A 12,215-nucleotide genomic window follows, 5' to 3' on the forward strand; every position below is an offset into this window, starting at 1 on the left:
ATGTGTCTAGGCATCTGGCTATTGCTTTGGCGTCATATCCATTTCTTGCAATCGAGCAAAGACAGTATCTGAGAACGGCTTAAAGTAATTCCATGATTTGTATTTTTGGTTATACTTACCGCCGCCTTCGTTACGCCACTGCTTTAATATTTCGATGACATCGTGGTTATAGGTCACACATTTTACCGACACCATGCCTGAATTAAATACTCTTACATCTACCCAACTGTGCTTGATCGTAAAGCGATAAGTGCTATAGCCCTTATCAAAGCTTTCATTATCATCCTCTTCAGTGATTGTTTGGCAGTTATAGATAGGTTCAACTGATAGAGTAGGTGCTGTTAAAGTACTTGCTTCAGGGAACACCCATTGTTTATTACTCACACAGTTTAAAATGTAGTCTTTCGCTTCAGTGCTTGGCAGCTCCATATCTTGTTTAATAATCTCACGCAAGTCGATCTCTATCGTCTTTATACCGAGCTGCTTAATAAATGCAGATTTATCCGCATCGATAAATGACGTTACTGCCACTTCGATAAACATTATTTCGTCATCGATAGTCGCTACTAGATCAGGTCGTATAGAGCCGATAGCTTGTTCTGCGACCAGATGATCAAACTGCCATGTTTTTTCTTCATTGTGTTCATCATCAGGTAATGCTGGTAGTGTTAAATATTTCTCTTCCATAATGACTTGCTTAGCAAACTTGTGTAGGATACTTTCAGGATGAATCGTGCAGCTTTCTTTATTACTTAGATGCGAGAAGTGATGCTCATTTTTCTCACCTTTACGAGCCACCACAGGCTCGCCACATTCAAAGCAAAAACACATACAAGCCAGCCCTCGATCGACTTGCTTAACATTGACGATTTGCTTCTGCTCATTAACAGCAATTGACATAGACATAGTTACCATCCTTTTGTTAGTTGGTTAGGAGTGAGGTAACTATGCGATAAAATTTGATCTTGAAACAGGCTGCTATAGGGATGTTAATAGGGTTTTAATCGGTAAATTTATATGAAAAATAATCACTTAGCAGTATTCAGTGAACTGCATGATCAGCTATTAAATTATCCCCGTGATACGCTTTGGAATAAGTATCTAAGCATTATCGTCAGCGAGCAGCTTAGAAAAATTGAGTATTCGGACGATGGGTTTAAGCCTGAAAAGTTATCAAGACAAAGAATTTATGCGAAAGCGAAAAACATCGATGAAAAAAGTGTAGATAGTCAAACCGCCAAAAATGCGGTTAAAACGACAAAGTTAAAAGCAACTTTAAAAGCATTTATTGATGATCATCCAGACTGTAAAAAGGCGTTTATCAATTTAGGGTATAAGCCAATAATTGTCACATCGGCTTCAGGAGGAGGCTCGAAAAATAAGACGCTACTATGGATGGATATTCAAACTATCGATAGTGAACAGTCAGAGCAAGAGCAGATAGATAAGTTGGCTACCGTTGAAGCCGATAGCGATATTGAAGAGGATGAGGACTTAAGTACTATTACGTACGAGCGTAAAGCCACATCTGATGTTAAGCCGTCACTATTTACCAAGCTGTTTTTTAATCAAGGTGAGCTTAAAATACTTAGCGTGAAAGGAATCTTTCTTATGCTACTACTGATGGCAGTATTCGTATTCGATGTTTTAATAGCGATATACGCCTTTTTGGTGCTTTTACTGCTCGATGACTTACCTACGATTAGCTTGTGGCAGGCCATTTTATTTAGTGCAATGATCCCTTTTGCTTATATCAGCTGGCGCTACTTTTTCATGCCGTTATACTTGCTGCCTTATCATCGTGTGATTAAAGCGCCTATGTTTTTTGCCAACGTGAATGTTGATAATGCTGATATCGAAATGTACAGAGACAAAAACAGGCTGAACGTCGCTAGAGTGACAGAGTTTACTGCAACTTGCCCAATTTGCTCAGGATTGATAGAGCTGGCTAATGGCAAGCCGGATCAAAAACAGCCGCTAGTAGGGCGCTGTAGAGAAGCGCCTCATGCACATGTCTATAGCTTTGATAGAATGAGCATGAAGGGGTACTTTTTAGGTGTGCCGAACTACTTATCTGATAAACTCTAAATCTTTAATAGTAAGGAACAGCGACTATATATTAGGCTCCGTTCTAAGATGCTGTTAAGATATGAGCCGAATTATTATCTACAGCCAGCTTTCATAACAAAGTTTATAGAATTCTAATAATAAGTGAAGGTGCATATGGATTCTGAATCTTATAGCTACGAACAGCAATATGATACTTCTATAAATATCATAGGAAGTATTAAAGAGCTAGATACGATCTCTAATCTGATTAAAGCTGAGTTATATCCAGACACCATGGATATAGAGCTGGTTAAGCGAGAGCTTGGGATTAGAACTGAAAAGAGTATTTCAAGAGTTGAGCATGGCGTCAAAAAAGCTTTCTTGTCTTTCGTTAGTGAGGAGCATGAACAGTTTTTTCATAAAATATTTAGTAAAGATATTAATAAAGCCGATATGTCATTTATATTGTATTGGCAGCTTTTAGTCACAAACCCACTCTTTCGAGAGATAACCAAGGGACTGTTTGTTAAGTATTATTTTGAAGGTCGGGTACATATCGATACAGATGACGTTTTAGGGTATGTTGTAGAGCTTAAAAATAAAAATGAGACAGTAGACTGGTCTGAGAGCACGATAAAAATAATAGCTAATAAATATCTTAACCTGATGGCTAAATTTGGATTCTTAGAAAAAAAAGGTAGAAAAAGAATTTTTGTATATGCCACTTTATCGCCTGAGCTACAAGTTATAGCACTGTATTTTTCTAGATTTTATCCGTCTGGAAGTAGTAGTGTTTTATCCAATGAGTTAGCAAAGCTAAGCTTCATCTCACAAAATGACTTGATTCATAAATATAAGAAACTGTCAAAAAATGGATTGTTTGATATGAGCTTTAATGGTGAAGCCTTAGCATTTAAATTGAATGATGATATTGAGAGAGTAATTGATGTCTTATACGGGTAACTATCAAGCCAGATTTGCAAGCTTAGACGATGCACTTAGAAATAGTGATCAAATCGTTAGAAAGGCTAATGGTGGCAACAGCATCTTGTTCTCTTACCTCCCAGAAAAAGAGCAAGAGTATATCTCAGGTGCCAGACAGCACTATGGTGGTGATCAATCTGAGTTCAAAGTAGAGTTTATCGATATTAGTAAACTGCTTGTTACTTTTATTGATAGGGATGGTTGGGAGGATTTCTCCGCTTACTATAATGACATGAAGCCTAGCCACATTGTTTTTAAATCAGATGATCCAGAAGAAGACCTGTTTGACTTGATTATAAAAGCGATTAAAACAGCTAGTGCTAATGGTAGGATACCGTTTTTAATACGGAGCGGCTGCCTCTATGGTACTGGAATTGAAAACGTAAATATTATGGAACACAGAGATGTCATGAGCCTTCAGCATCCTTTAGTCATATTTTATCCATCAGCAGTTTCTGAAGACAATATTCACTTTTTAAACTTTAAGCCAGCATCTAAGTACCGCTGCACTTTGGTAATGTAAGGAAAAAACATGACAACTATAAAAGACATACTTGTATTAGATCTTAATGAAGATATTAAGAACGTTATTGATCTTGAGGATCGGTCAGAGGCAGAGATCCAGCAAGAAATTGAGTCTTATATTGTTACTGAAGGGATTGGTAAGCATTTAGGTGAGTTTTCTGATGAGTTCACATCAAATATCAAAGAGACGGGGGTTTGGTTATCGGGCTTCTATGGCTCTGGTAAGTCTTATTTCGGAAAGATGCTAGGTTATATTATCGATAACCCTATCATTAATGGTACCCCTGCACGAGAGCGTTTTATACCTAGACTAAAAGGTGTGACTGACGCGAGTCTTATCGAGAACTCCATTCGAAACTTAGATAAGATTAATAGCCGTGTCGTTTTTTTAGATGTTGCAAAACAAAATACGGAGCGTGGTCTAGCTTTTACCTTATTCGCTAATCTATTAAAGAACTTGGGTTTAAGAGACGATATCTATGGCTACATGGAGTTTGATCTTCTGATTGATGGTAAGCTCGATGAGCTTAAAGCTGTAGTACAGAGGCTTGAGTCAGAGCCTTGGGATGAGCTTAAAAAAAGCAACCGTAGAGTTGCTGGAGTCATGCGCAGAGCTTATATCGAAATGGGTGATAGCGAGGACGATTATGAAGATACTAAAAATATATATAGTGCTGCGATAGATGATTTCTCAGCCAGTAAGTTTAAAGAGGCTTTAAACCGTTATTTTAAATTTAACTCTGACGAGACTTTGGTTTTTATTTTTGATGAAGCCAGTGAAGCTATTAGTCAAAGAAAATTCACACTATTAGACCTAGAGGGTATTAGTGAAGCGCTTTCAAGTGTTAGTAATAAAGTTTGGACGATTGCTATTGCCCAAGAAAAGCTTGATGACGTTATTAACAACGCAAATATAAGTCGAAGTAACTTAATAAAAGTAACGGATCGCTTTAAGACCAAGATTCATCTGGAATCGACCGAAGTAGATATTATCATTCGAAGCCGCCTACTAAAGAAAACGGAGCAAGCTAATGCAGACCTGCTTGCTTACTATAAGAAAAACGAGGGCCTTATTAGCGATGCTACCAACCTAAAGTCTTCATTCCCAACAATAACAGAGTCAGCCGATGACTTCGCTATTTATTATCCTTTCCATAAGTATCAATTTGATATCTTACAAAAATTCCTGTTCAGTTCAAATGCTTTAGTAGCCACACAGGTCGCTGCTCGTGGGATGATTATTACTACGTTTGACATATTACGAAAGCAGATGCGAGATAAAGAGTTGTATGCTTTTACTCGAGGGTTTGAGATTTGTGATCAGGCTCAAACTGCACCGCCAATTGATTTAGTCAATAAATACGATACAGCGAAAAAGACACTTAGAAATAGTGATATCGAAGTTGATGGCGAACAGTTACTAAAAACCATACATTTACTCTCTGATTCAGAAGTGGTTGAACCGAACCTAGATAATATTACCAAGAGCTTTATTTCGGATATAACCAGTTATTACGACTATAAGCCTAAAATTGAATCAGCTTTAGGTCTATTGCTTGATGCGAAAGTTCTACTGTCCTCTAATAATAACTACAAGATTACCTCTGATCTTGAAGGTAAGATGTTAGAAGAGATGAATAGCTTTGATATCGAGTTGTTTAGAAAAAAACGCGAGCTTACTAAGCACTTAATTGATTATAAAATATTTAGTCCGGTGGCATCTTACAGTGACGGTAGCGATTCCTTTAAGTTCAATGTAGAAACAGACTCTGGGGAAGTGTTAGTTGCATCTAATGATAAAGCGCTAAAACTCATTATTTATAGCTTATTCAATATCAATGAAGATAGACAGGATGTTGTGGAGCAGTTGAAGTTAGATACACAATATCAAAAAGATACTATTACTCTGATACCTAAAACATCTGACTTTTCTAAAATAGATAAGTTAATAGGTGAAGTAGAGCGTTATAAGCATATTGAAGATAAGTACTCAAACGAAAAAGATATCAACAAACGCCAAATTGTTCGACAGTTTCAAATTATTCGAGAAGAAAAACAAAGAGCTTTAAGAGGGCTGATTGAGGATGCCTATTACAACGCCACTTTGGTTTATATGTACAGTGACGAGCTACTAAATATCGATGGATTTAAAAGTATTATAAATACCAATCAACAGAGTGCAGTGAAGAATGTTTTTACCAAGCGCTTATCTAATCAGCTTTCTGAAAACTTAGTCCCTAAAATATTTAGTACACACAAGGAAAGCATCAGCGATTTATTTACAGCGAACGACTTTCAGTTTTTTGATAAAAACGGTAACTTCGTTGGTGATAATCTTAAAGTTGTTGAAGAGCTAAACGCTAAAATCAAAGCTCGTTACATAGATGGCAAGTCCTTAGAAAGTGAATTTTCGGGAGCGCCGTGGGGCTATAGCTATGGTACTTTAGCGGCTTCGCTTGCAGCTTTACTTCGTGCTGGCCGCTTGTCTGTTAAGTTTAATAACGATACCTATTTTTCACACGATGAGAAAGCAGTGCATGAGGCTTTTACTAATACCACTAAGTTTAAATCTGCTTCTTTTAAGTCAATTACCGCTAATTTAACGGCCACACAAAAGAGTCAAGCTGTGCAGTTGCTAATGGATCTATCAGCTCAGGACTATATTGATAAGAAAGTCGACTGGAATATTAATGACTTTGATTTAGCTGAAAGTATCAGCGCTTTGGCAACATATTTTATTGGCGCAATCAACAGCCTTCATAGTACTGAAGATAATTTCGATGGGCTTTTCCCAGCAGTAGTTAAACTAAAAACCATATTACAGCCCTTTTCTGGAAAGGTGATAGAGAGTAACTATATCGATAAGGTTGAATTGCTTTTAGGTAATAAAGATGAGTTTAGTAATGCTATTAAAACGATTTTAAAAACGCAGAAGTTTGTCAAAAATAATCTCCCAAAAGTAAAAGGTTTCCAACAGTTTATTGATGATGTCAAACAAGAGCTTGAGAAAGCGGATCGTAAGAACGTCGATATCGAAGACTCGTCTCAAAATTTTGATCGTCTATTTAAGCAAGATATAGTCAAAAACTTCGGTGAGCTCCAGCAACAAGTGCAGGTAGTGAAGGATGCTTACTATAAGCTCGTTAAAACGGCTTCAGAAGCAATGAGCCACGAGTATAGATTACTTCAAGGTAAGGTGGACGAAGCGCAGCGTGAGCTTCAAAAGTATCCTGCTGAACCTAATCAACGAAACCTGCAACAATTAGACTCAATAAAGAATTATGTAGACAAACGTGTGGTTGGTGAACCTGCTCTAGGCTATAGTACCAATTGCTCAAATAGTGGTTATTCGTTATCTGATATTTTGAATTACACTATTCAAGCACCTTTGAAAGACAATGAGCTACTGATCCTAAAGAGTGGCTTTATTAAAGAGTTGCCACCACAGCCAGACGTTTCAGAGCTTGTCTCTAATATAGATAGTAATAACGAGAGTGACTCTGATCAATACACACCACCAGCACCTAAAAAACCTCGCAAGGTTGCTTTTAACATACCTAGCCGAGTAATGACTGTGCAGGACTATAAGACGTTTTTAAGTGATCAACTGCGAGCATTGGCGAGTGCAAAGCCCGAAGATGAAATTGAACTCGAAATAGAAATACAAGACTAAGGTAGAAACGGAATGAAGTTAGCTGATCACGTAGAGCAAATAAGAGAATTGATAGAAGCGTCTTTTGACAAACAGTTTGCTCGATTAGGCTTTGGTAAGACTAAGCAAATGGACGACGACAAAGTTGCCAACCTACCTGACGAGATTAAAGCTAAGCGTGAGCGTTTTATCGCTATGCTGGATAATCATATCAGTGAGACAGGTAGCTACGAGAGTGGTCGTGAAAAGCTGTTAGATGAGCTAACTTTTACCCTGTTTAACCGCCTAGCTGCTATTAAAGTCATGGAAGCGGCTAACTTGTTCCCACCAGTTCTAATCAAGCAGGTAGAGCATGGAGACCGCTCACTTGGTCATAAAATGTGGCTAGAGATATATTCCCACATGCGTGACGAAGAGCTTGAAGGAATCCGAGACTATATTAAGTTTGCCTTTGATGAGCTAGGTGGGACTCTACCGCTCTATAGTAAAGCGTACGCTTATGCATTACTACCAGACACTATCAGTCTCAACGACATCATTGATCGGTTTAACGCAGTCGAGATAGATGAACAAATCACTAAAGAATATGTAGAAGGTATTTGGAACAGTGATGATGTCTTAGGTTGGATGTATGAGAGCTATAACAATCAAAAGAAACAAGCCCACAAAGACAGCAAAGATAAGACCGAATACCACAAGGTCTCACTGCAATCGCAAGTGTATACGCCGCGCTGGGTAGTACAGTTTCTCGTCGAGAACTCACTAGGCAAGATGTATCTCGAGATGTACCCAGATTCTGAGATTAAAGACAATCATAAAATTGCCAACGCACCTTCTACTCAGGCTCGCATTCCCAAGCCATTACATGAAGTCAAAATCATTGATCCAGCATGTGGCTCAGGTAACTTTTTACTGTACGCCTTTGACTTCTTCTACGAGCTATATATCGATCAGATAGAAAACTATGGCGCTGACTATGAAGAAAGTGATATAGCCAAGCTTATTATAGAAAACAACCTGCATGGTATTGATCTTGATGATCGAGCCATTCAGCTAGCTCAGCTTGGGTTGTTTATCAAAGCTAAGAAGAAGCGCAGCAGTATTGGTGAAATAAACTATAACGTCGTCTCATCTGATTTCTACCTGCCTGAATATGATCGTGTCCGCCAAATATTCGAGCAAGGCAATACACTAAATAAAAACCAAAAAGAGCTGATAGAGAAGGTATGGAGTGACCTACAGAACGCTTATAAATTTGGTTCTCTAGTTAGAATTGATGAGCAGATACAAGATCAGCTACGAGCTGTCGAAGAGCGAGCTCATGATGATCTGTTTGCAGCAGCGGACTTGGCTGAGCATCAAAGCTTTGCTGAAACTTTCTTTAAGAACTTGTCTGAAGCCGTCGAGCAGTATGCACGTACAAGCAGTGATACCTTTTTAACCAGTCAAACTCAGGATGCCATTACGTTCCTTGAGCTTTTAACGACTAAATATGATGTGGCTACAGCAAATCCACCTTATACAGACAGTACTGACTTCGGACCAGACTTAAAGAAGTTTGTTAACGATAATTATAAAAAACCTTATAACTTTAGTACTAACTTATATGCAACCTTTATTAAACGTTGTTATGATCTTACAAATGATTATGGTGTCCTAGCTTTAGTTCACCCTCAAACATTTATGTACATTAAAACTTTTAGTGATGTACGAGAGTTTATGGTAGAAAAGACTCATCTCGATTTATTCGTAGAATGGGGTTACTTAGGCATTGAACCGCCCCGGGATTGTCGGAGACTCAACATTCTGAGAGAATACGACAATGAAAACACGAAACTACACTCCTGAGATTAAAGAACGCGCCGTTCGCATGCTGATAGAAGCGTTGGGCGACTATCCCTCCACATGGTCAGCGATTCAAGCCATTGCCCCTAAGATTGGCTGTACGCCTGAAACCCTGCGGTCGTGGCATAAAAAACACATCGATCAAACTATTCCTGCATCGGTGCAAGCGCAAAGTGATAAAGAGCGCATCAAGGAGCTTGAACGCGAATGCAGAGAGCTCAAGCAAGCCAATGAGATCATACGTAAGGCTGCCGCTTTTTTCGCCCAGGCGGAGCTCGACCGCTGACTAAAATCATGATTCAATTCATCGACGATCATAAGAATAATTATGGGGTCGAGCTGATCTGTAGAGTATTACCGATTGCCCCATCAACCTATCACCGTGCTAAAGACTTGGAGAGCTACCCTGAAAAATGCTCACTGCGCAGTCAACATGACGACTTTTACATCAGCGAGATTAAACGCATCTGGCAGGACAGCAAATGCCGCTATGGCGCTCGTAAAGTATGGCAGCAGATGAAAGCTGACGGGTTAAAGGTTGCTCGTTGTACCATAGAGCGTTTAATGAGACAGCATGGCCTACAAGGTGTCTGGCGCGGTAAGGGTAAAATAACAACTCACAGCCGTGATGATCAAAAGCGTGCTGATGACCTAGTCAATCGTAACTTTAGCGCTCATCGCCCTAACCAGCTCTGGGTGGCAGACTTTACTTATATCAAGACGATAAGCGGCTGGGTGTATACCGCTTTTATTATTGATGTGTTTGCTCGCGCTATTGTGGGCTGGAAAGTATCTAATCGTATGAACACAGATATGGTGATGGCGGCGTTAAATCAAGCAATAGCAGATAGAAACTATCCCAAAGATGTGATTCATCACAGTGATCGAGGGGTTCAGTATTTATCCATTCGCTATACTGATAAAATGGCTACATGCGGTGTTATAGCTTCTGTCGGTACGACAGGCGATTCATACGATAATGCATTAGCTGAAACGGTCAACGGGCTTTATAAGTCTGAGGTGATTCATTATTTAAAACAGAACTGGACTGGTGTGAACGATGTTGAACTAGCAACCCTTGAATGGGTGGATTGGTTTAATAGAACACGATTGCATAGCACGATTGGATATGTGTCACCCTTTGAGTTTGAAAAGCGGTATTATGATAATTTAACCTTGTCAGGTGAAGCTGCCTGACTCAAGTAAATAAGTCTCCGATAAAGTCGGGGCGGTTCACATGTTTCATCCTTCTGCACGTGTAGATTCAGTTATGTACATCTTGAATAAAGTTAAGAGTGATACTGAGTCACGATTCATAAAACTAAATAATATATATGAAGGAATTCGATACGACAGCTTTGTTGTGGCATATGATAGCTTAATTAAAAATACTAGAAATTCTAATATTTATAGCATTCCGCAATCAAAATTAAAAGTTATTGAGACTTGGCCATTTATATATTGGATTTCAGATGATTTTAGAGAGAAGTTTGGAGCTGACTCACTAGGTAAATATTTCAATATAAAAAATGGCCTTCAAACAGGCAATAACAATAGATTCTTACGCTTTTGGTGGGAAATAGCCTCTAATAAAGTTAGTTATTCTGAGAATAGTAAATGGGTGCTGTACTGTAAAGGTGGCCCGCATAATAAATGGTTTGGGAATTTGTGGACCACAGTTAACGTATTGGAAACTAACTCTTCAGTACCTACAAAAGGGTATTTAAAAGAAGGTGTGAACTTCTCAGGATCAAGCTCGAAGGGTGCCTCTTTCCGATATGTACCTGAAGGAAATATGTTTGACAATGACGCTCCACTAATCTTTCCAAAAGGATCACATGATATTAATTATCTTTTGGGATTTATCAATTCAGAATTAGCTTCTTATATAGTTAGTTGTTTAAACCCAACAGTTAAAACACAAGTTGGTGACATAAAACGAATACCGTTCACAACTCCGACTAAAAAGATTGAAGTAGAGGTTTCTCATTTAGCTAGTCTAAATACCAAGATTAAACAGCAGTTGTGTAGTTACTCTTTAATAGAATTGAATCATGCGCCAATAGCAAGAGTCAATAAAGATGAGTTTAAAGCATATTTTAACTATGAAAATCATCTACTTACTCAAACTTTAATTAACGAAGCTATTATTAATAAAAAAATATTTGAGGTCTATAATTTAACGCAGCATGATAGAGCAGTGGTTGTTGCTAAAGAGGGCGAGAGTATTGGAGGCTTAGCAGTTTCTTCCCACGCGAGGATAGCTTACTTAACAGACTTGAAGATTGTTGAAGAACTCCCTCTGAATGCAAGCTTTGATTTTATAGAAAGCCTACCAACTAAAGAGTTTACGCTCACCGAGCGTGAAACCATTGAAAGTGATTTTCAAACGTTATATCAAAGTAATAATAACTTAGAACAGTTCTGTAAACGTCATCAAGTTAATCCTATAAACGTTTGGTACTGGTTTAAGCAAAGTAAAATAATACCAAAGCAGCGTATGAATACGCTAGCTATGGAGTTCCTTGCGGATATGATCCGTGAAATTCTCATGGAAGATGAGGATGGTATTATTTCGTTAATGCCGAATTCTGGTGGAAAGCAACTACTAGACTTGATAGAAGAAAAGTTCTATGAAAAGGGCTTTACTAGTGCTCAGTATTCTAATTTTGATTCTGTGCTCGGCCGCCCACTTAATGACTACATCAACAAGAACTTTTTCGCAGAGCTATCTGATCATTTAAACTTATTTATGTACCTACCTAAAACTCCTTTTATCTGGCACCTCACCAGTGGCCCAGAGCAGGGGTTTGATTGCTATATTATTATTTATAAGTGGAGCCGTGATAATTTAATGCGTCTTCGCTCCGTCTATATAGAGAACCGTGAACGTGCCCTACAGAACCGTCAGAGTGATATCGCTGAGAATGAGAGTGCCAGTGCCCAGAATGAAAAAGATCGCATCTTTAAGCAGTTGAAAGAGATTGAAGTCTTTAAGGGTAAGATTGATGAATTACTAGAAGAGGGCTATAACCCAATCCTAGATGATGGAGTGGGTAAGAATATCGCACCATTACAGCAGAAGAAAATGCTGGCTTACGATGTGCTCAATGCTGGCCAACTTAAAAAATACCTCAATGCTGACTGGTAAGGATGCCTT

General features: G+C 38.5%; 8 protein-coding genes and 1 other annotated feature. Of the genes, 7 read left to right on the plus strand and 1 reads right to left on the minus strand.

Annotated features, from left to right (window positions below):
- Window positions 1-18: 18 nt before the first annotated feature.
- Window positions 19-906, minus strand: a complete 888-nt coding sequence (locus AADH33_RS04550; protein WP_348549711.1) for a competence protein CoiA family protein — start codon at window positions 904-906, stop codon at window positions 19-21.
- A gap of 111 nt (window positions 907-1,017) precedes the next feature.
- Between AADH33_RS04550 and AADH33_RS04555 the strand changes: the two genes are divergently transcribed.
- The 7 genes from AADH33_RS04555 (at window position 1,018) to AADH33_RS04585 (ending at window position 12,206) form a co-directional block, all read left to right on the plus strand.
- On the plus strand, window positions 1,018-2,088 hold the full coding sequence (locus tag AADH33_RS04555) for a hypothetical protein (protein WP_348549712.1): 1,071 nt from the start codon (window positions 1,018-1,020) through the stop codon (window positions 2,086-2,088).
- Window positions 2,089-2,223: 135 nt separating this feature from the next.
- Complete coding sequence (locus tag AADH33_RS04560) at window positions 2,224-3,012, plus strand: BrxA family protein (protein ID WP_348549713.1); 789 nt, start codon at window positions 2,224-2,226, stop codon at window positions 3,010-3,012.
- Window positions 2,996-3,556: a hypothetical protein gene (locus AADH33_RS04565; RefSeq protein WP_348549714.1), complete on the plus strand. Its 561-nt coding sequence runs from the start codon at window positions 2,996-2,998 to the stop codon at window positions 3,554-3,556. Before AADH33_RS04560 ends, AADH33_RS04565 begins: the two co-directional genes overlap by 17 nt.
- A 9-nt stretch (window positions 3,557-3,565) precedes the next feature.
- Window positions 3,566-7,231, plus strand: a complete 3,666-nt coding sequence (brxC, locus tag AADH33_RS04570) for a BREX system P-loop protein BrxC (protein WP_348549715.1) — start codon at window positions 3,566-3,568, stop codon at window positions 7,229-7,231.
- A gap of 12 nt (window positions 7,232-7,243) precedes the next feature.
- Window positions 7,244-9,058: an Eco57I restriction-modification methylase domain-containing protein gene (locus AADH33_RS04575; RefSeq protein WP_348549716.1), complete on the plus strand. Its 1,815-nt coding sequence runs from the start codon at window positions 7,244-7,246 to the stop codon at window positions 9,056-9,058.
- A protein-coding gene (locus tag AADH33_RS04580) for an IS3 family transposase (RefSeq protein WP_348548560.1) occupies window positions 9,033-10,252 on the plus strand; the annotation gives its coding sequence in 2 pieces (ribosomal slippage) (window positions 9,033-9,318 and window positions 9,318-10,252; 1,221 coding nt in all). The genes AADH33_RS04575 and AADH33_RS04580 overlap by 26 nt, the downstream gene beginning before the upstream one ends.
- Window positions 9,308-9,424, plus strand: a sequence feature (AL1L pseudoknot). (Overlaps the previous gene by 117 nt.)
- Window positions 10,253-10,292: 40 nt before the next feature.
- Window positions 10,293-12,206 (plus strand): hypothetical protein, encoded by a 1,914-nt coding sequence (locus AADH33_RS04585; protein ID WP_348549717.1) that lies wholly within the window; start codon window positions 10,293-10,295, stop codon window positions 12,204-12,206.
- The last annotated feature ends 9 nt before the right edge of the window (window positions 12,207-12,215 follow it).

The sequence above is a fragment of the Psychrobacter sp. KFRI-CH2-11 genome, assembly GCF_038239325.1.
In the GTDB taxonomy this organism is placed as follows: domain Bacteria; phylum Pseudomonadota; class Gammaproteobacteria; order Pseudomonadales; family Moraxellaceae; genus Psychrobacter; species Psychrobacter celer.